This is a genomic window from Klebsiella sp. A52, assembly GCF_018388785.1.
GTDB lineage: Bacteria > Pseudomonadota > Gammaproteobacteria > Enterobacterales > Enterobacteriaceae > Klebsiella > Klebsiella aerogenes.
Window position 1 is genome coordinate 4,869,920 of record NZ_CP074437.1, and the last position, 18,839, is coordinate 4,888,758.

Annotated in this window: 18 protein-coding genes; 1 reads left to right on the forward strand and 17 read right to left on the reverse strand. The window is 54.8% G+C overall.

The genetic code is table 11. The features are described from left to right. Nucleotides 1-78: 78 nt before the first annotated feature. The 17 genes from tolA to sdhC all read right to left on the reverse strand — a co-directional run bounded on the left by tolA (nucleotide 79) and on the right by sdhC (nucleotide 16,858). A complete protein-coding gene (tolA, locus tag KGA69_RS23085; RefSeq protein WP_213292689.1) occupies nucleotides 79-1,341 on the reverse strand; it encodes a cell envelope integrity protein TolA in 1,263 nt (420 codons plus the stop codon). A 90-nt stretch (nucleotides 1,342-1,431) separates the two neighbouring features. Continuing rightward, nucleotides 1,432-1,860, reverse strand: coding sequence for a colicin uptake protein TolR (gene tolR, locus KGA69_RS23090; protein WP_015367661.1), 429 nt, complete (start codon nucleotides 1,858-1,860; stop codon nucleotides 1,432-1,434). Between the two features lie 3 nt (nucleotides 1,861-1,863). Beyond that, nucleotides 1,864-2,556 carry a Tol-Pal system protein TolQ gene (gene tolQ / locus KGA69_RS23095; RefSeq protein WP_015704769.1) on the reverse strand — a complete coding sequence of 231 codons (693 nt, stop codon included), beginning with the start codon at nucleotides 2,554-2,556 and terminating at the stop codon, nucleotides 1,864-1,866. Beyond that, the gene (gene ybgC, locus KGA69_RS23100; protein WP_004859689.1) at nucleotides 2,553-2,957 is read right to left on the reverse strand and encodes a tol-pal system-associated acyl-CoA thioesterase; all 405 of its coding nucleotides are present in this window, start codon (nucleotides 2,955-2,957) and stop codon (nucleotides 2,553-2,555) included. The genes tolQ and ybgC overlap by 4 nt, the downstream gene beginning before the upstream one ends. 160 nt (nucleotides 2,958-3,117) lie before the next feature. Then, nucleotides 3,118-3,408: a cyd operon protein YbgE gene (gene ybgE / locus KGA69_RS23105; RefSeq protein WP_045393047.1), complete on the reverse strand. Its 291-nt coding sequence runs from the start codon at nucleotides 3,406-3,408 to the stop codon at nucleotides 3,118-3,120. Continuing rightward, on the reverse strand, nucleotides 3,408-3,521 hold the full coding sequence (gene cydX / locus KGA69_RS23110; RefSeq protein ID WP_004100325.1) for a cytochrome bd-I oxidase subunit CydX: 114 nt from the start codon (nucleotides 3,519-3,521) through the stop codon (nucleotides 3,408-3,410). The genes ybgE and cydX overlap by 1 nt, the downstream gene beginning before the upstream one ends. A 15-nt stretch (nucleotides 3,522-3,536) precedes the next feature. Then, the gene (gene cydB / locus KGA69_RS23115; RefSeq protein ID WP_047049210.1) at nucleotides 3,537-4,676 is read right to left on the reverse strand and encodes a cytochrome d ubiquinol oxidase subunit II; all 1,140 of its coding nucleotides are present in this window, start codon (nucleotides 4,674-4,676) and stop codon (nucleotides 3,537-3,539) included. Nucleotides 4,677-4,691: 15 nt separating this feature from the next. Beyond that, nucleotides 4,692-6,260 carry a cytochrome ubiquinol oxidase subunit I gene (gene cydA / locus KGA69_RS23120; RefSeq protein ID WP_213293153.1) on the reverse strand — a complete coding sequence of 523 codons (1,569 nt, stop codon included), beginning with the start codon at nucleotides 6,258-6,260 and terminating at the stop codon, nucleotides 4,692-4,694. Nucleotides 6,261-6,863: 603 nt separating this feature from the next. Then, complete coding sequence (locus tag KGA69_RS23125) at nucleotides 6,864-7,025, reverse strand: hypothetical protein (RefSeq protein WP_080758832.1); 162 nt, start codon at nucleotides 7,023-7,025, stop codon at nucleotides 6,864-6,866. Between the two features lie 27 nt (nucleotides 7,026-7,052). Continuing rightward, nucleotides 7,053-7,922, reverse strand: coding sequence for a succinate--CoA ligase subunit alpha (sucD, locus tag KGA69_RS23130; protein WP_015367669.1), 870 nt, complete (start codon nucleotides 7,920-7,922; stop codon nucleotides 7,053-7,055). Beyond that, nucleotides 7,922-9,088, reverse strand: coding sequence for an ADP-forming succinate--CoA ligase subunit beta (gene sucC, locus KGA69_RS23135; RefSeq protein ID WP_015367670.1), 1,167 nt, complete (start codon nucleotides 9,086-9,088; stop codon nucleotides 7,922-7,924). Before sucC ends, sucD begins: the two co-directional genes overlap by 1 nt. Nucleotides 9,089-9,233: 145 nt before the next feature. Beyond that, the gene (gene odhB, locus KGA69_RS23140) at nucleotides 9,234-10,454 is read right to left on the reverse strand and encodes a 2-oxoglutarate dehydrogenase complex dihydrolipoyllysine-residue succinyltransferase (RefSeq protein ID WP_020079338.1); all 1,221 of its coding nucleotides are present in this window, start codon (nucleotides 10,452-10,454) and stop codon (nucleotides 9,234-9,236) included. A gap of 14 nt (nucleotides 10,455-10,468) precedes the next feature. Then, nucleotides 10,469-13,276 (reverse strand): 2-oxoglutarate dehydrogenase E1 component, encoded by a 2,808-nt coding sequence (sucA, locus tag KGA69_RS23145; protein WP_045393045.1) that lies wholly within the window; start codon nucleotides 13,274-13,276, stop codon nucleotides 10,469-10,471. Between the two features lie 338 nt (nucleotides 13,277-13,614). Further along, nucleotides 13,615-14,331 (reverse strand): succinate dehydrogenase iron-sulfur subunit SdhB, encoded by a 717-nt coding sequence (sdhB, locus tag KGA69_RS23150; RefSeq protein ID WP_020079339.1) that lies wholly within the window; start codon nucleotides 14,329-14,331, stop codon nucleotides 13,615-13,617. Between the two features lie 15 nt (nucleotides 14,332-14,346). Continuing rightward, nucleotides 14,347-16,113 (reverse strand): succinate dehydrogenase flavoprotein subunit, encoded by a 1,767-nt coding sequence (sdhA, locus tag KGA69_RS23155; RefSeq protein ID WP_032707635.1) that lies wholly within the window; start codon nucleotides 16,111-16,113, stop codon nucleotides 14,347-14,349. After that, nucleotides 16,113-16,460: a succinate dehydrogenase membrane anchor subunit gene (sdhD, locus tag KGA69_RS23160; protein ID WP_015367674.1), complete on the reverse strand. Its 348-nt coding sequence runs from the start codon at nucleotides 16,458-16,460 to the stop codon at nucleotides 16,113-16,115. Before sdhD ends, sdhA begins: the two co-directional genes overlap by 1 nt. Then, nucleotides 16,454-16,858, reverse strand: a complete 405-nt coding sequence (gene sdhC, locus KGA69_RS23165) for a succinate dehydrogenase cytochrome b556 subunit (protein ID WP_020079340.1) — start codon at nucleotides 16,856-16,858, stop codon at nucleotides 16,454-16,456. Before sdhC ends, sdhD begins: the two co-directional genes overlap by 7 nt. Nucleotides 16,859-17,497: 639 nt before the next feature. Here sdhC and gltA point away from each other — a divergent pair. After that, nucleotides 17,498-18,781: a citrate synthase gene (gltA, locus tag KGA69_RS23170; protein ID WP_015367676.1), complete on the forward strand. Its 1,284-nt coding sequence runs from the start codon at nucleotides 17,498-17,500 to the stop codon at nucleotides 18,779-18,781. Nucleotides 18,782-18,839: the final 58 nt, after the last annotated feature.

Sequence of the window (18,839 nt, forward strand, 5' to 3'; positions counted from 1 at the left end):
CAAACCCAAATACACAAAACTACCAAAACCCTGTGACTACCATAGATTGTTTTTCCCCGCTTGCACGGGGAAAAACGATTACAGTTTAAAGTCTAGTGTGGCATTTTTTATTTTCTCATAAACAGCCTGACTTGGCGGTTTAGGAATACTCGCAGTACGTGCTGCCGTTAATGCCGCCTGACACAGCGCAGGGTCGCCTCCTTCAGAGGTGATATCCTTCAATGTACCGTCAGGCCTAAGATTGATATGCAACACGCAACGCTTGCCTTGATAGAGGCTGGCATCATACAGGCGGCTTTGAATAGCCATTTGTATTTGCTTTGCGTATGCGCTGATATCAGCGCCCGTAGCCCCACCGTTGGCGCCAGAGGCGCCGCTATCTTTCGATGGCTGGCCATTGCCTTTAGCTCCACCGCCGGTTTTCGGCGCATTCTTACCTGAGCTCAGGTCACCGAGCAGATCGTCAACACCGCTTGCTTCTTTAGCTGCAGCGGCTTTCTTGGCGGCTGCTTTGGCGGCAGCGGCTTTTTCGGCAGCTGCGGCTTTTTCAGCAGCGGCCTTCTCGGCTGCAGCTTTTTCCGCGGCAGCTTTCTGGGCAGCGGCTTTTTCAGCGGCGGCCTTTTCTGCCGCAGCCTGTTTCGCCGCTTCCTGCTGAGCTTTCTTCTCGGCCTGCTGCTGCGCTTTCTTCTCTGCATCCTGCTGAGCTTTTTTCGCCGCTTCCGCTTCGGCTTTCTTCTGCGCATCCGCGGCGGCTTTCGCCGCTTCGGCTTCCGCCTGCTTCTTGGCGTCGGCAGCCGCTTTAGCAGCCGCCTTAGCGGCAGCCGCTTCCGCGAATTTCGCCTGAGCATCGGCCTTCGCTTTGGCATCGGCGGCGGCTTTGGCGGCAGCTTCCTGCGCCTCTTTCGCCTGGGCATCCGCTTTCGCTTTTGCCGCGGCGGCAGCCTTAGCTGCAGCCTCTTCAGCCTGTTTCTGCTGTTCTTTCGCTTCTTTCGCCGCTTCCTGCGCCTGCAGACGTTCTTGTTCCATTTGCTTCAGGCGTTCCTGCTCGGCGGCCTGTTTTTCCCGCAGCTCTTCAGCCTGCTGCTGAGCCTGCTTTTCTCGCTGCTCGGCCGCGCGACGCGCGCTGGACTGCTGCTGTTGCTGGCGGTTGTAGTTGTTGACTACCGCGCCAGGATCGACCATCACCGCATCAATGGACGAACCTCCGCCGCCGCCGGCAGAAGCATCCAGATGCTCATCGAACGAACTCCAGATCAGTAGCGCAATCAGAATGATGTGCAGCACCACTGAAACTATGATCGCTCGTTTAAGCTTATCGTTTTGTTCGGTTGCCTTTGACACTATCGGTTCCCAAAAACTGTTCGCCTGTTGCCGCTTAAAAGCAGCGGCGGAATGCTATCGATATCCACCGCCGCTCGCTTCGCGGGCCGATTAAATAGGCTTGGTCATTAAGCCAACCGATTTAACCCCTGCGCTATGCAACAGGTTAAGCGCTTTAATAATTTCATCGTAAGGCACATCTTTCGCGCCGCCGATAAGGAACACCGTCTTCTCATTCGCTTCGAGTCGGCGCTTCGCTTCAGCAATGACCTGCTCCGGCGGCAGTTGGGACAACGTTTCCTGACCGACTTTCACGCTGTACTGCCCTACTCCGGAGACTTCAACGATAACCGGTGGTTCATCGTTGCTTTTCACCGCTTGCGACTCCGTGGCGTCCGGCAGATCGACTTCCACGCTCTGCGTAATGATCGGCGCTGTCGCCATGAAGATCAGCAACAGCACCAACAGGACATCCAGCAGCGGAACGATGTTAATCTCGGACTTCAGTTCGCGACGTCCGCGTCCACGTGCTCTGGCCATGGCTTACCCCTTATTGCTTTCGCTGCTGGTAAACGCCTGACGGTGCAGAATGGCGGTGAACTCTTCCATAAAGTTGTCGTAGTTCAGTTCAAGTTTGTTCACGCGCTGGTTCAAACGGTTGTAGGCCATAACCGCCGGGATGGCGGCGAAAAGACCGATTGCCGTGGCGATCAGCGCTTCCGCGATCCCCGGCGCAACCATCTGCAGCGTCGCCTGCTTCACCGCGCCGAGGGCGATAAAGGCGTGCATGATCCCCCAGACGGTACCGAACAGGCCAATATACGGACTGATGGAACCCACGGTGCCAAGGAACGGAATATGCGTTTCCAGCGTTTCCAGTTCGCGGTTCATCGAGATACGCATCGCGCGCGACGCCCCTTCGACAATCGCTTCCGGCGCATGGCTGTTGGCACGATGCAGACGCGCGAACTCTTTAAAGCCGCTGTAAAAAATCTGCTCGGAACCGGCGAGGCTATCGCGACGGCCCTGGCTCTCCTGGTACAGGCGAGACAGTTCAATGCCGGACCAGAACTTATCTTCAAACGCTTCGGCTTCGCGGCTGGCGGAATTGAGGATACGCGTTCTCTGAATAATAATAGCCCAGGAAGCGATAGAAAAACCAATCAAAATCAACATGATAAGTTTAACCAGAAGGCTCGCCTTCAGGAACAAATCAAGGATATTCATGTCAGTCACTGCTTAAACTCCGCGACAATAGACTTGGGAAGCGCACGAGGCTTCATTAAGAGTGGATCAACGCACACAATGAGAACTTCAGCTTCGTTCAAAACTGTATTCTCGGCGTTGACGATTCGCTGCGTGAAAACCAAAGAGGTGCCTCGCATCGAGGTAATTTCCGTCTGGATTTCGAGCATGTCGTCGAGTCTGGCGGGCGCAAAATACTCCAGCGTCATTTTGCGAACGACAAAGGCAACTCGTTCAGCCAACAGAACCTGCTGACTGAAGTGATGGTGGCGCAGCATCTCTGTGCGTGCTCTTTCATAAAAAGCGACGTAACTGGCGTGGTAAACCACACCACCGGCATCGGTATCTTCGTAGTAGACCCGGACCGGCCATCGAAACAGCGTTGTATTCACTTTACATCCCGGTAATGCAAAAAAAGAGTAGTGCTTTCAAACTTCGCTACTATACGCGCGGGAATCGTGGTTTGGAATGGGAGAAAGTAAACGGCGAGTAAATTTTTATGGGCTTATGCAAGCCCATGCGGTTAACAGACTTCTCTTATACTCTTATCTTTCAAAAGAAGAAAAAGATCAGGCCTGCGAAGAGAACGATATCAGCGATAAGCGGACAAAAAATCCCCTGCCAGTGCACGGCCTTCGGACGAAAGCCCACACCGTGAATGACGCCGGCGCACACCGCCCACATCAGCAAGAAACCATGCCAGATTTCAAGCTCGCTGGTCTTCGCCGCAAAGCGCGACGGATCCCAGAAGATGCAGCCTGCCAGCAGCAGCGCCATTAATAAGGAAAGCGCCCTTAACGGGCGCTTGTCCATTATCGCGTAAAGGGTCGCGATAATTTTCATCAATGCTCTTCTTTACCTGCTTTGGTAGCTTCCACGTGCTCAAGCGCCAGCGCGGTAATCACCCCAAAGGCACAGGCAAGCAGCGTTCCCAAAATCCATGCGAAGTACCACATATATAGCTCCTTACCTTAGTACAGCGAGTGGGTGTTCTTTTCGATGTCTTCGCGGGTAATGCGGCCAAACATCTTCCAGTAACACCAGGTGGTGTAGCCGAGGATAATCGGCACAAACACGATAGCCACGTAGGTCATCACATTCAGCGTCAGCTGGCTGGAGGTTGCATCCCACATCGTCAGGCTCGCATTCAGCATCGTGCTGGACGGCATGATGAACGGGAACATCGCGATACCCGCGGTCAGGATGATGCAGGCCAGCGTCAGCGAGGAGAACAGGAACGCCATGGCGCCTTTATCTGCTTTTGTTGACGCGACGGTCAGCAGCGGCAGCACCACGCCCAGGGCAGGAATGGCCCACAGCGCTGGCATGTTGTTAAAGTTCACCATCCACGCGCCGGCTTCACGCGCCACTTCTTTGGTCAGCGGGTTAGACGGGCCGGTATGATCCAGCACCGATTTCACCACGTAGCCGTCGATGCCGTAGTAGACCCAAACGCCCGCCAGCGCGAAGCAGACCAGCGTCACCAGCGCCGCCACCGTGGAGACGGTGCGGGTGCGCAGGTGCAGTTCGCCTACGGTACGCATCTGCAGGTAGGTCGCGCCCTGCGTCAGGATCATCGCCACGCTGACGATACCGGCCAGCAGACCAAACGGGTTCAGCAGCTGGAAGAAGTTGCCGGTGTAGTACAGACGCAGATACTCATCGATATGGAACGGTACACCCTGCAGCAGGTTGCCGAAAGCCACGCCGATTACCAGCGGCGGCACAAAGCTCCCCACGAAGATGCCCCAGTCCCACATGTTGCGCCAGCGGGTATCTTCAATCTTGGAGCGGTAGTCAAAGCCCACCGGACGGAAGAATAAAGACGCCAGCACCAGAATCATCGCCACATAGAAGCCGGAGAACGCGGCGGCGTATACCATCGGCCAGGCAGCAAACAGCGCGCCGCCGGCGGTGATAAGCCACACCTGGTTTCCGTCCCAGTGCGGGGCGATGGAGTTGATCATGATTCGACGCTCGGTGTCATTACGACCGAGGAAACGGGTGAGCATGCCCACCCCCATGTCGAAACCGTCGGCGACGGCGAAGCCAATCAGCAGAACGCCGATCAGTAGCCACCAGATTAAACGCAATACTTCATAATCGATCATTTGACGACTCCTGTCTTAGCGTGCCGACTGAATAGCCGCGGAGGACTGTTCAAAGTGATAGCGACCCGTTTTCAGGCTGCTCGGTCCTTTGCGGGCAAACTTGAACATGAGGAACAGTTCAGCCACCAGGAACAGCGTATACAGACCGCAGATCAGCAACATCGAGAAGATCAGATCGCCTGCGGTCAGCGACGAGTTCGCCACCGCGGTTGGCAGCACTTCACCAATCGCCCACGGCTGACGGCCATACTCGGCAACAAACCAGCCCGCTTCAACGGCAATCCACGGCAGCGGCAGGCCGAAGAACGCGGCGCGCAGCAGCCATTTTTTCTCGCCAATACGGTTGCGAATCACGGTCCAGAAAGAGGCGCCGATAATCAACAGCATCAGTACGCCGCACGCCACCATGATACGGAAGGCGAAGTACAGCGGCGCTACGCTCGGAATAGAGTCTTTGGTCGCTTTGGCGATCTGCTCTTCCGTGGCGTCAGCGACGTTCGGGGTATAGCGCTTGAGCAGCAGACCATAACCGAGGTCTTTCTTAACGTTATTGAACCGATCGCGAACCGCCTGGTCAGTCGAACCGGCGCGCAGCTGTTCCAGCAGCGCATAGGCTTTCATCCCGTTACGAATACGCTCTTCATGCTGCGCCATCAGATCTTTCAGGCCGATAACCGGCTTATCCACCGAGCGGGTAGCGATGATACCCAGCGCGTATGGGATCTGGATGGAGAAGTGGTTGGTTTGCGCTTCCTGGTCGGGAATACCAAATAGGGTAAAGGCAGCCGGAGCCGGCTGAGTTTCCCATTCCGCTTCAATCGCCGCCAGTTTGGTTTTCTGCACGTCACCCATTTCGTAACCGGACTCATCGCCGAGGACGATAACGGAGAGGATAGCGGCCATACCAAAGCTTGCAGCAATCGCGAAGGAGCGTTTAGCAAAGGCGAAATCACGGCCTTTAAGCATGTACCAGGAGCTGATGGCAAGGATGAACATCGCGCCAGTCACATAGCCGGAAGCCACGGTGTGGACGAATTTAACCTGAGCAACCGGGTTCAGGACCAGCTCGGAGAAGCTGACCATCTCCATACGCATGGTTTCAAAGTTGAAATCCGATGCGATCGGGTTCTGCATCCAGCCGTTGGCCACCAGGATCCACAGCGCGGAGAGGTTAGACCCCAGAGCGACCAGCCAGGTCACCGCCATGTGCTGAACTTTGCCCAGACGATCCCAACCGAAGAAGAACAGACCTACAAAGGTAGATTCGAGGAAGAAGGCCATCAGACCTTCAATGGCCAGCGGCGCACCGAAGATATCGCCCACATAGTGAGAGTAGTAAGACCAGTTAGTCCCGAACTGGAACTCCATGGTCAAACCGGTTGCGACACCCAGAGCGAAGTTGATACCAAACAACTTGCCCCAGAACTTGGTCATATCTTTATAAATCTGTTTGCCGGAAAGGACGTAGACCGTTTCCATGATGGCCAGCAGGAACGCCATACCGAGCGTTAGCGGCACAAAAAGGAAGTGGTACATCGCGGTCAAGGCAAACTGTAAGCGCGACAGTTCGACTATATCTAACATCATGACTCCTTGCTCATCGCATGAAGACTCCGAGAACGAACCCAATAATTCAGGTTCATACGCATGCCCCAATACAAAATTATTTGCTCCCTGGTACGTTACTGCTCATCTGGCGATGAAACAGCGCCCTCGCAAAGGTTACAAATACGTTAACGAAAAAACCAAATGATTCTCTAATATATTACGCCGCAATAACCTTACAATAAATAGGATTTTATTGTTCCAGCTTTACATTTTTCGACGGTGATCAATATATAGCGAAAATGCCCGGAATAGGCCAATTTGATTTGCGACAATTTAACGTTTTTTGGTGATTTTTTCCAAGGATTAAGCATTGATATAAATCAATTTTTTCTTCTTATGTTAATTATGTGGCGCAATAAAGAATAACGGTGAAATTGATGTTAAAAATGTGTTTAAAGTCTGCCGCTAGCGGTTACTAAAAAGGGGGAAATGAGAATTATAGGTAATATAATTTTAACTTTAACCAATTTAAGGCAAGAAATGATGCGATCCTAATAATGTTAGACCGGTCACACTATTTTTCCCAATCGAAATGCAAAAAAATAACGTCTGCGTTTTCCTGTTTATTTTCACATAAAATTAACCACCTCCCCTCCCCCGGACAAGCGGCGAGTGATTATTCCCAATAATATTCATCAAATCAATAGAATAGCGTTTTTTAACGTAAGAGAGCGCCTGCGGCTGACGACAAGGCAAAAAAAAGGCCACCTGACGGTGGCCAACCATGTCGAAATCGGACATTAGTCTGCTCCTGAGAGCAGTGAGGGTTTACTTGATAATAGCTTTCAGCGCTTCGCCGATATCCGCCAGGCTGCGAACGGTTTTCACACCGGCCGCTTCCAGCGCAGCAAATTTCTCATCAGCAGTACCTTTACCGCCAGCGATGATGGCGCCTGCGTGGCCCATACGCTTGCCTTTCGGCGCGGTAACGCCCGCGATATAGCCGACAACCGGCTTAGTCACGTGCTCTTTAATGTAAGCTGCCGCTTCTTCTTCCGCGCTGCCGCCGATTTCACCGATCATGACGATCGCTTCGGTCTGCGGGTCTTCCTGGAACATTTTCAGGATATCGATGAAGTTGGAGCCCGGGATCGGGTCGCCGCCGATACCGACGCAGGTAGACTGGCCGAAGCCATAGTCGGTGGTCTGCTTAACCGCTTCATAGGTCAGGGTACCGGAACGGGAAACGATGCCCACTTTACCCGGCTTGTGGATGTGACCCGGCATGATGCCGATTTTGCACTCGCCCGGAGTGATAACGCCCGGGCAGTTCGGGCCGATCATGCGAACGCCAGCTTCGTCCAGCTTCACTTTCACGGTCAGCATATCCAGGGTCGGGATACCTTCAGTGATGGTGATAATCAGCTTAATGCCCGCGTCGATAGCTTCCAGAATGGAGTCTTTGCAGAACGGCGCCGGAACGTAGATGACGGTCGCAGTCGCGCCGGTGGCTTCAACGGCTTCACGCACGGTGTTAAATACCGGCAGGCCCAGGTGAGTGGTGCCGCCTTTACCTGGCGTTACGCCGCCAACCATCTGAGTGCCGTAAGCGATCGCTTGTTCAGAGTGGAATGTACCCTGGCTACCGGTAAAGCCCTGGCAGATAACCTTGGTGTCTTTATTAATTAAAACTGACATTATTTCCCCTCCACTGCGGCAACAACCTGCTGTGCTGCGTCCGTCAGACTTTTCGCTGCAATAATATTCAGGCCGCTGTCAGCCAGTTTTTTCGCGCCCAGTTCGGCGTTGTTACCTTCGAGACGTACAACAACCGGTACGTTAACACCCACTTCTTCAACCGCGCCGATGATGCCGTCAGCGATCAGGTCGCAACGTACGATACCGCCGAAGATGTTAACCAGAACCGCTTTAACGTTGTCGTCAGAGAGGATGATTTTGAACGCTTCGGTTACGCGCTCTTTGGTGGCGCCGCCGCCAACGTCGAGGAAGTTAGCCGGTTCGCCGCCGTGCAGCTTAACGATGTCCATGGTGCCCATCGCCAGGCCTGCGCCGTTAACCATGCAACCGATGTTGCCGTCGAGAGCAACGTAGTTCAGTTCCCACTGCGCCGCCTGAGCTTCGCGCGGATCTTCTTGAGACTGGTCGCGCATTTCACGCAGATCCGGCTGGCGGAACAGCGCGTTGCCGTCAGCGCCCAGTTTGCCGTCGAGGCAGATCAGGTCGCCCTGCTTGGTGATAACCAGCGGGTTGATTTCGATCAGCGCCAGGTCGCGCTCCAGGAAGATGGTCGCCAGACCCATGAAGATCTTGGTGAACTGCTGAACCTGTTTACCTTCCAGACCCAGTTTGAACGCCAGTTCACGACCCTGGTAAGGCATCGGGCCCGCCAGCGGATCGATAGCGATCTTGTGGATCAGGTGCGGGGTTTCTTCCGCCACTTTTTCGATTTCCACGCCGCCTTCGGTAGACGCCATGAACACCACGCGACGGGAGCTACGGTCAACAACCGCGCCCAGATACAGCTCTTTATCAATGTCGGTCGCCGCTTCAACCAGAATCTGGTTTACCGGCTGGCCGTTAGCATCTGTTTGGTAAGTCACCAGGCGTTTGCCCAGCCAATGCTCAGCAAAAGCGCGAATCTCTTCTTTGCTCTTAACTACTTTCACACCGCCCGCTTTACCGCGGCCACCAGCGTGAACCTGACATTTCACTACCCACGGACCCGCGCCGATTTTTGAAGCGGCTTCTTCTGCTTCACGCGGAGTAGTACAGGCATAACCCACCGGCGCCGGTAAGCCATAGCGGGCAAAAAGTTGTTTTGCCTGATATTCATGTAAGTTCATGTGTTCAGTCCATCCTTCAGGTAATAATTATCTTTAAACCTGTAGGCCTGATAAGACGCGCAAGCGTCGCCATCAGGCATCTCATCAACGCCGGATGGCGGCGCGAACGCCTTATCCGGCCTACGGTAGGTAATACTCTTACAGACTACACGTCCAGCAGCAGACGAGTCGGATCTTCCAGCAGCTCTTTAATCGCTACCAGGAAGCCTACCGATTCACGTCCATCGATCAGACGGTGGTCGTAGGAGAGCGCCAGGTACATCATCGGCAGAATTTCTACCTTGCCATTCACCGCCATCGGACGGTCTTTAATGGCATGCATACCCAGGATGGCGCTCTGCGGTGGGTTGATGATCGGCGTGGACATCAGAGAACCGAATACGCCGCCGTTGGTAATGGTGAAGTTACCGCCGGTCAGGTCATCTACGGTCAGCTTGCCGTCACGGCCTTTCACTGCCAGCTCTTTAATATTCTTTTCGATATCCGCCATGCCCAGCAGGTCAACGTCACGCAGAACCGGAGTCACCAGGCCGCGCGGCGTAGAAACCGCCATGCTCACGTCGAAGTAGTTGTGATAAACCACGTCATCGCCATCGATGGAAGCGTTCACTTCCGGGTAGCGTTTCAGCGCTTCAACCACCGCTTTCACGTAGAAGGACATGAAGCCCAGACGGATACCGTGACGTTTTTCGAACGCTTCGCCGTACTGCTTACGCAGATCCATAATCGGCTTCATGTTGACTTCGTTGAACGTGGTCAGCATGGCGGTAGAGTTTTTCGCTTCCAGCAGACGCTCGGCAACGCGTTTGCGCAGACGGGTCATCGGTACGCGTTTTTCAGAGCGGTGGCCCAGTTGCGCAACCGGCGCCGCAGCAGCGGCTGGCGCTTTCGCTTCAGCTTTCGCCGGCGCGCTCGCCAGATGCTTCTCAACGTCTTCGCGGGTCAGACGGCCGCCAACGCCGGTGCCTTTAATCGCCGCCGCGTCGAGGCTGTGTTCAGCCAACAGGCGACGGATAGCCGGGCTAAGCGCGTCGTTGCTTTGCTCTTCCAGAGACGCTTGCTGACGCTGAGCCGGGGTGGACTCTTTAGTATCAGCTTTCGCATCAGCGGCTTTACCGGCGCTGTTGCCTTCACGCAGGCGGCCCAGAATCTGACGAGACAGCACGGTGGCGCCTTCGTCTTCCAGTACTGCATCCAGAATGCCGTCCGCTGATGCCGGTACTTCCAGTACCACTTTGTCAGTTTCGATTTCGACCAGAACTTCGTCGCGGACTACCGCGTCGCCCGGTTTTTTGTGCCAGGTGGCGACGGTTGCGTCAGCTACGGACTCAGGAAGGTCGGGAACCAGAATATCTACGCTACTCATTGTGTATCCTTTAATTAATCGACGTTCAGCGCGTCATTGACCAGATCTTGTTGCTGTTTCTGGTGAACGGACATATACCCTACCGCCGGAGAGGCGGAGGCCGGGCGGCCTGCATAACGCAGAGAGGCCCCAAATGGAACTACTTCACGAAGGTGGTGCTGGCTGCAGTACCATGCGCCCTGGTTGAGCGGCTCTTCCTGGCACCAGACAAAATCGTGGACGTGCGAGTAAGCTTTCAGCGCTTCCTGTACCGCCTGATGCGGGAACGGATAGAGCTGTTCGATACGCACGATGGCGACATCTTTTTGCTCGTTTTTACGGCGCTGTTCCAGCAGGTCGTAGTAAACCTTACCAGAGCACAGTACGACGCGTTTCACGGCTTGCGGATCGAGCTCGTCGATTTCGCCAATAGCCGGCATAAAGGTGCCGTTCGCCAGTTCATCCATGCTGGAAACCGCCAGCGGGTGGCGCAGCAGAGATTTCGGCGACATGACCACCAGCGGACGGCGCATACCGCGCAGCGCCTGACGACGCAGCATGTGATAAACCTGTGCCGGAGTGGACGGTACGCAAACCTGCATGTTCTGCTCAGCGCATAGCTGCAGATAACGTTCCAGACGCGCGGAGGAGTGCTCCGGGCCCTGCCCTTCATAGCCGTGCGGCAGCAGCATCACCAGGCCGCACATCCGGCCCCATTTCTGCTCGCCGGAGCTGATGAACTGGTCAATAACGACCTGCGCGCCGTTGGCGAAGTCGCCGAACTGCGCTTCCCAGATGGTCAGGGTGCGTGGTTCCGCGGTGGCGTAACCGTATTCGAACGCCAGCACCGCTTCTTCAGACAGCACGGAGTCCCAGACGCGGAACTGGCCCTGGCCGTTGTGTACGTTCTGCAGCGGCGTATAGGTAGAGCCGTTGCTCTGGTTATGGATAACCGCATGACGGTGGAAGAAGGTACCGCGACCGGAGTCTTCGCCGGACAGACGTACCGGAATCCCTTCGTCAACCAGGGTGGCGTACGCCAGGTTTTCCGCCGCGCCCCAGTCGAACGGCTTCTCACCGGCGGCCATCAGCTGGCGGTCGCCGTAGATTTTCGCTACGCGAGACTGCATCTCAACGGTTTCCGGCACCGTACTGATGCGTTTGGCCAGCTCTTGCAGGCGTTTTGGCTCAACTTTATCCGGGTAGCTCTCATCCCACTCATGGTTGAGGTACGGAGACCAGGTAAAGGAGTGCATGTTCATCGGACGCCATTCCGCTACCACGCAATCGCCGGCATCCAGCGCATCGCGGTAGAGGTTAACCTGTTCGGTAGCGTCTTCCAGCGTCGCGACTTTGTCCTGCTCCAGCTTGTCAGCGTAGATTTTGCGCGGAGTCGGATGCTTTTTGATTTTCTGGTACATCAGCGGCTGGGTTGCGCTCGGCTCGTCGGCTTCGTTGTGGCCGTGACGGCGGTAGCACACCAGGTCGATGAAGACATCGCGTTTGAAGGTATTACGGAAATCCAGCGCCAGACGGGTAACGAAAGCGACCGCTTCCGGGTCATCCGCGTTAACGTGGAAAATCGGCGCCTGAACCATTTTACCGATATCGGTGCAGTACGGCGTAGAACGCGCATCCAGCGGGTTGGACGTGGTGAAGCCAACCTGGTTGTTGATAACGATGCGCACGGTACCGCCCACTTCGTAACCACGCGCCTTGGACATGTTCAGGGTTTCCTGAACTACGCCCTGGCCGGCTACCGCGGCGTCGCCGTGGATGGTGATTGGCAGAACTTTGTTGCTGCTCGGCTCGTCCAGACGATCCAGACGGGCGCGTACGGAGCCGATAACCACCGGGCTGACGATTTCCAGGTGCGACGGGTTAAACGCCAGCGCCAGGTGAACCAGACCGCCTTCGGTTTCCATATCGGAAGAGAAGCCCATGTGGTACTTCACGTCGCCGGTGCCGAGGTGTTCTTTATGTTTGCCCGCGAATTCGTCGAACAGGTCCTGCGGTTTTTTACCCAGCACGTTGACCAGTACGTTCAGACGACCACGGTGCGCCATGCCCAGCACCACTTCACGGGTGCCGCTCTTACCGGCGTGACGGATGATCTCTTTGAGCATCGGGATTAACGCATCGCCGCCTTCCAGCGAGAAGCGTTTCGCGCCCGGGAATTTGGCGCCGAGGTAGCGCTCCAGGCCTTCCGCGGCGGTCAGTTCGCTCAGGAAGCGCTTTTTCTCTTCCGCGGTGAAGCTCGCTTTGCCCGCTACTGACTCAATGCGCTGCTGGATCCAGCGTTTTTCTTCAGTAGAGGTGATGTGCATGTATTCCGCGCCGATGGAGCCGCAGTAGGTTTGCTTAAGCGCCGCGATCAGGTCGCCCAGCTTCATCGTGTCTTTTCCGATGGCGAAAGAACCTACGTTATAGCTTTCCTGGAAATCGGCCTCGGTGAGATCGTGGTAAGCCGGATCGAGATCCGCCACTCTCTCTTGCTGCCACAGTCCCAGCGGATCGAGATTCGCCTGCTGGTGACCGCGGAAGCGGTATGCGTTGATGAGCTGCAGGACTTTAACCTGCTTCACATTGGTATCAGGGTCGGATATCGAAGAAGTGTAACGTGAGGCATCCTTCGCCAGTCGACGGAAATAATCACGCGTTTTCGAATGAAATTGATCCGGTTTAACTCCGGTGCCAGGTAACTGCTGGAACATCGAACGCCAGTTGGCGTCAACAGAGTCAGGATCGGTTAAGAAGTCTTCATAGAGCTGTTCTATCCAGCTCTGGTTCGAACCAGAGAGGTAAGAAGAGTCCAGCCAGGCTTTCATTGCGCCGTTCTGCATCGTGATCCCTTAAGCATTTTTATGCTTATTTCGCCGTAGAAACTACCACGCACACCGAGTGCACGTGCCGGGGTTCACTTGTTGCGGACGAGTTGTGGTTTCTATCCGCTAAGGAACCTTTAAAAACTGTCTAACTATCAGGGGCAGTTTTTAGAGGTTTCCTGCTATCTCTATTGCCTGATGGCGCTTCGCTTATCAGGCCTACGCATTACTGGTACATATTTGGCGGTTTTTAAACATTTCCTGCTATCTGTCCCCCGGCGGCGCTAACACTTGCCGGGGCTACTGCTTTGGTAGCCCGGATAAGCGCAAGCGCCATCCGGGACAGACCGTGTTGCTTACGCGCTGCGCTGCAACAGCATCGACTTAATATGGCCGATGGCGCGCGTTGGGTTCAATCCCTTAGGACAAACACTGACGCAGTTCATAATACTGTGACAGCGGAATACGCTGAAAGCATCGCTCAGACCTTCCAGACGCTCGCTGGTTTCGGTATCGCGGCTGTCGATCAGGAAGCGATACGCGGCCAGAAGGCCTGCCGGGCCGATGAACTTGTCCGGGTTCCACCAGAACGACGGGCAAGAGGTCGAACAACATGCGCACAGAATACACTCGTACAGACCATCGAGTTTCTCGCGCTGCTCAGGCATCTGCAGATGCTCGCGAGCCGGAGGATTTTGCCCATTATTCAATAAGTAAGGCTTGATCTTCTCATATTGTGCGTAGAATTGCCCCATGTCTACCACCAAATCGCGGATAACCGGCAATCCAGGCAGCGGACGGATAACAATTTTCTTACCCGGCTGATTCAGCGCGGAGATCGGCGTGATGCACGCCAGACCATTTTTACCGTTCATGTTCAGACCATCGGAACCGCACACCCCTTCACGGCAGGAGCGGCGGAACGACAGCGACGGATCTTTTTCTTTCAGTTGGATAAGCGCATCCAGCAGCATCATGTCGCGACCTTCTTCCGCGTCGAGGGTGTAATCCTGCATATGCGGAGCGTCGTCAACATCCGGGTTATAGCGATAAATTGAAAACTCGAGTTTCATATTCCTGTCTCCGCATTAATAAGTACGAATCTTCGGCGGGAATGCCGGACGCAGTTTCGGTTCCATGTTGACCGCTCGACGCGTCATGGATTCCGACTCTGGCAGATACAGGGAATGGCACAGCCAGTTTTCATCATCACGTTCCGGGAAGTCGAAGCGGCTATGCGCGCCGCGGCTTTCGGTACGGAAGTTAGCGGATACCGCCGTGGAATACGCGGTTTCCATCAGGTTATCCAGCTCCAGACACTCGACGCGCTGGGTATTGAACTCGCTGGAAGTGTCGTCCAGGCGCGCATTTTTCAGACGCTCGCGGATCTCTTTCAGCTGTTCCAGACCTTTATGCATCGCGTCGCCTTCACGGAAGACCGAGAAGTTATGCTGCATACATTCCTGCAGCGCTTTGCGGATAGCGACCGGGTCTTCGCCGGAACGGGTGTTGTTCCAACGGTTGAGGCGGTCCAGGGAAGCTTCGACATCGGACTCGCTGGCAGCGCGCAGCGCGCCCTGCTCGGCGATGGATTCCTGCAGATGCAGACCCGCCGCGCGGCCGAAGACCACCAGGTCCAGCAGCGAGTTGCCGCCCAGACGGTTGGCGCCATGTACCGATACACAGGCGATTTCGCCAACGGCGAACAGGCCCGGAATCACCACATCTTCGCCCTTCTCGTTCACGGTCAGCGCCTGGCCAGTCACTTTGGTCGGAATACCGCCCATCATGTAGTGGCAGGTTGGGATAACCGGAATCGGTTCTTTAACCGGGTCAACGTGGGCAAAGGTACGAGACAGTTCAAGAATACCCGGCAGACGGGATTCCAGCACTTCTTTACCCAGGTGATCCAGTTTCAGTTTAGCGTGCGGGCCCCACGGACCATCGCAGCCGCGGCCTTCGCGGATTTCGATCATGATGGAACGCGCCACCACGTCACGACCCGCCAGGTCTTTCGCGTTCGGCGCATAACGCTCCATAAAGCGCTCGCCGTGTTTGTTCAGCAGGTAACCGCCTTCGCCGCGGCAACCTTCGGTGACCAGCACCCCTGCCCCGGCGATACCGGTCGGGTGGAACTGCCACATTTCCATATCCTGCACCGGAACGCCCGCGCGCAGAGCCATACCGACGCCGTCGCCGGTGTTGATGTGGGCGTTAGTGGTGGATTGATAAATACGGCCTGCGCCGCCGGTCGCCAGCACGGTAGCGCGGGCTTTGAAGTACACCACTTCGCCGGTTTCGATGCACAGTGCGGTACAACCGACCACCGCGCCGTCCTGGTTTTTCACCAGATCGAGGGCATACCATTCGGAGAAGATAGTAGTGTGGTTTTTCAGGTTCTGTTGATACAGGGTGTGCAGCAGCGCGTGACCGGTACGGTCGGCCGCCGCCGCGGTGCGTGCCGCCTGCTCGCCGCCGAAGTTTTTCGACTGGCCGCCAAACGGACGCTGATAAATACGGCCATCATCAAGACGGGAGAACGGCAGGCCCATATGTTCCAGCTCAAGAATCGCTTCCGGGCCGGTCTTACACATATATTCGATGGCGTCCTGGTCGCCGATATAGTCCGACCCTTTTACGGTGTCGTACATGTGCCATTCCCAGTTATCTTCATGGGTATTACCGAGCGCGACGGTGATGCCACCCTGCGCGGAAACGGTATGGGAACGGGTAGGGAAAACTTTAGAGAGCAGCGCACAGGTCTGTCCGCTCTGGGAAATCTGCAGCGCCGCGCGCATACCTGCGCCGCCGGCACCAATTACAACTGCATCAAATTCTCTGACTGGCAATTTCATTACACACCCCACACCACAACAAATCCATAAAGAACGTAAGCCACAAGCGCCACAACGATAATCAGTTGCAGAACTAAGCGCACGGCCAGTGGTTTAACGTAGTCCGTCAACACCTGCCACATACCGATCCAGGCGTGAATCAGGATGGAAACGAGAGCCAGCAGGGTAAAGACTTTGGTGAACGCGGAGGAGAAGAATCCGGTCCAGATTTCCCAGGAGATCTCACCGGAGGTGGCGAAGAAGCCAACCATGTAGATGATGTAGAGGGTCAGAACGATGGCGGTAGCACGGACCAGAATAAAGTCATGTACGCCGTTGCGTCCCAGTGCTGAGGCGTTGCTTACCATACGAGGACTCCTGCGAGAAGTGAAAGCACGACAGTAATAACAAAAGAAATTTTGGCGGAGCGTGTCCCTGCTTCGAGGGTTTCTTCCAGATAGCCAAAGTCCATCAGCAGATGGCGGATACCGACAACGGCGTGATACGCCAGCGCGGTGAGGATGCCCCACATGATGAACTTCACGAAGAAGCTATTCATGATGGAAGCGGCCGTCAGGAAGCCCTCCGGAGAGGAAAGGCTGGTGCCCAGCAACCAAAGCAGAATACCGACCGCCACAAAAGTGATCACACCGGATACGCGATGGAGAATGGACGCTATCGCCGTGATTGGGAATCGAATCGTTTGTAGATCCAGATTGACAGGTCTTTGTTTTTTCACATTTCTTACCATGAATAACGCCCACATGCTGTTCTTATTGTTTCCTTCCTCCGGTCTGCTTGCGGGTCAGACAGCGTCCTTTCTATAACCAGAAGTCATGTTAAAACCCCTTTCCAGGAGTAAAAGCGTGACCAAACAACGCTGGGTGGCTCGGGATTGCAGGGTGTTCCGGAGACCTGGCGGCAGTATAGGCCGTTCACAAAATCATTACAATTAACCTACATATAGTTTGTCGGGTTTTGTCCGGAACAGTGATCAAGGTCACGATTACAACATTATTTTAAATTTTAATCACCTGATTTGACAAATATTAAACATTCTTGTTACAACCATTACTAGATTAATGCAATAATGCCCAAAAGTTATGGGGTCACTCTTTCACCTGAGAATAAGTTATGTAACAGTGTGATGGTATTGACCGATGTAATCAGGACAGTTATTAGTGGTATACAGGTTTTAATATTCGGGCTGCTAAAACGCTGATTTGCTGCCGTTTCACTCCCGGGCTGAAGACGTACCATCAAGCGCCTGCGCTCTGTACCCTGCAATTTTCGCGACACAGAGCTGTGAGCAACATAACAATCTGGTAACGTAGTCAGGTTCGGGCCGAATGCAAATCCACCACCCGGCAGTCTTAAGCAATAAAAGGCGCTAAGGAGACCATAAATGTCTGATGCTAAAGCAAAAATCACCCTGGGTGGTGACACTGCTATTGAACTTGATGTGCTAAAAGGCACGCTCGGTCAGGATGTTATTGATATTCGTAGTCTTGGTTCAAAAGGTGTCTTCACCTTCGACCCCGGTTTCACTTCAACAGCCTCGTGTGAATCTAAAATTACTTTTATCGACGGCGATGAGGGGATCCTGCTGCACCGCGGTTTCCCGATCGATCAGCTGGCTACCGAGTCAAATTATCTTGAAGTGTGTTACATCCTGTTGAACGGCGAAAAACCGACTCAACAGCAGTACGACGAATTCAAAACTACCGTTACCCGCCACACCATGATCCACGAACAGATTACCCGTCTGTTCCACGCGTTCCGCCGCGACTCTCACCCGATGGCGGTGATGTGCGGTATTACCGGCGCGCTGGCGGCGTTCTATCACGACTCCCTGGACGTGAATAATCCGCGCCACCGGGAAATCGCCGCCTATCGTCTGCTGTCCAAAATGCCGACCATGGCAGCGATGTGTTACAAGTATTCTATCGGCCAGCCTTTCGTGTATCCGCGCAACGATCTCTCCTACGCGGGTAACTTCCTGAATATGATGTTCTCCACGCCGTGTGAAACCTACGAGGTTAACCCGGTGCTGGAACGCGCGATGGACCGTATCCTGATCCTGCACGCTGACCACGAACAGAACGCATCAACCTCTACCGTCCGTACCGCAGGCTCTTCCGGCGCTAACCCGTTCGCCTGTATCGCTGCGGGTATCGCCTCCCTGTGGGGACCGGCGCACGGCGGCGCCAACGAAGCCGCGCTGAAAATGCTGGAAGAGATCAGCTCCGTTGAACACATTCCGGAATTCGTGCGCCGCGCGAAAGACAAGAATGACTCTTTCCGCCTGATGGGCTTCGGCCATCGCGTGTACAAGAACTACGATCCGCGCGCCACCGTTATGCGTGAAACCTGCCACGAAGTGCTGAAAGAGCTGGGCACCAAGGACGATCTGCTGGAAGTGGCGATGGAACTTGAGCATATCGCGCTCAACGACCCGTACTTCATCGAGAAGAAACTGTACCCGAACGTTGATTTCTACTCCGGAATCATCCTGAAAGCGATGGGTATTCCATCCTCGATGTTTACCGTCATCTTCGCGATGGCGCGCACCGTCGGCTGGATTGCCCACTGGAACGAAATGCACAGCGACGGTATGAAAATTGCCCGTCCGCGTCAGCTGTATACCGGCTACCAGAAGCGCGATTTCAAATCCGATCTCAAGAAGTAATTTTTACCCTGTCGGGGTGAGCAATACAAAAATCGGGGATCTTCCCCGATTTTTTTTA

What these genes read in the sequence shown, in the direction of transcription:
- tolR (WP_015367661.1), bottom strand. Translation starts at nt 1,860, where the DNA reads ATGGCCAGAGCACGTGGACGCGGACGTCGCGAACTGAAGTCCGAGATT.
- ybgE (WP_045393047.1), bottom strand. Translation starts at nt 3,408, where the DNA reads ATGAAAATTATCGCGACCCTTTACGCGATAATGGACAAGCGCCCGTTA.
- cydX (WP_004100325.1), bottom strand. Translation starts at nt 3,521, where the DNA reads ATGTGGTACTTCGCATGGATTTTGGGAACGCTGCTTGCCTGTGCCTTT.
- cydB (WP_047049210.1), bottom strand. Translation starts at nt 4,676, where the DNA reads ATGATCGATTATGAAGTATTGCGTTTAATCTGGTGGCTACTGATCGGC.
- cydA (WP_213293153.1), bottom strand. Translation starts at nt 6,260, where the DNA reads ATGTTAGATATAGTCGAACTGTCGCGCTTACAGTTTGCCTTGACCGCG.
- KGA69_RS23125 (WP_080758832.1), bottom strand. Translation starts at nt 7,025, where the DNA reads ATGTCCGATTTCGACATGGTTGGCCACCGTCAGGTGGCCTTTTTTTTG.
- sucD (WP_015367669.1), bottom strand. Translation starts at nt 7,922, where the DNA reads ATGTCAGTTTTAATTAATAAAGACACCAAGGTTATCTGCCAGGGCTTT.
- sucC (WP_015367670.1), bottom strand. Translation starts at nt 9,088, where the DNA reads ATGAACTTACATGAATATCAGGCAAAACAACTTTTTGCCCGCTATGGC.
- odhB (WP_020079338.1), bottom strand. Translation starts at nt 10,454, where the DNA reads ATGAGTAGCGTAGATATTCTGGTTCCCGACCTTCCTGAGTCCGTAGCT.
- sucA (WP_045393045.1), bottom strand. Translation starts at nt 13,276, where the DNA reads ATGCAGAACGGCGCAATGAAAGCCTGGCTGGACTCTTCTTACCTCTCT.
- sdhB (WP_020079339.1), bottom strand. Translation starts at nt 14,331, where the DNA reads ATGAAACTCGAGTTTTCAATTTATCGCTATAACCCGGATGTTGACGAC.
- sdhA (WP_032707635.1), bottom strand. Translation starts at nt 16,113, where the DNA reads ATGAAATTGCCAGTCAGAGAATTTGATGCAGTTGTAATTGGTGCCGGC.
- sdhD (WP_015367674.1), bottom strand. Translation starts at nt 16,460, where the DNA reads ATGGTAAGCAACGCCTCAGCACTGGGACGCAACGGCGTACATGACTTT.
- sdhC (WP_020079340.1), bottom strand. Translation starts at nt 16,858, where the DNA reads ATGTGGGCGTTATTCATGGTAAGAAATGTGAAAAAACAAAGACCTGTC.
- gltA (WP_015367676.1), top strand. Translation starts at nt 17,498, where the DNA reads ATGTCTGATGCTAAAGCAAAAATCACCCTGGGTGGTGACACTGCTATT.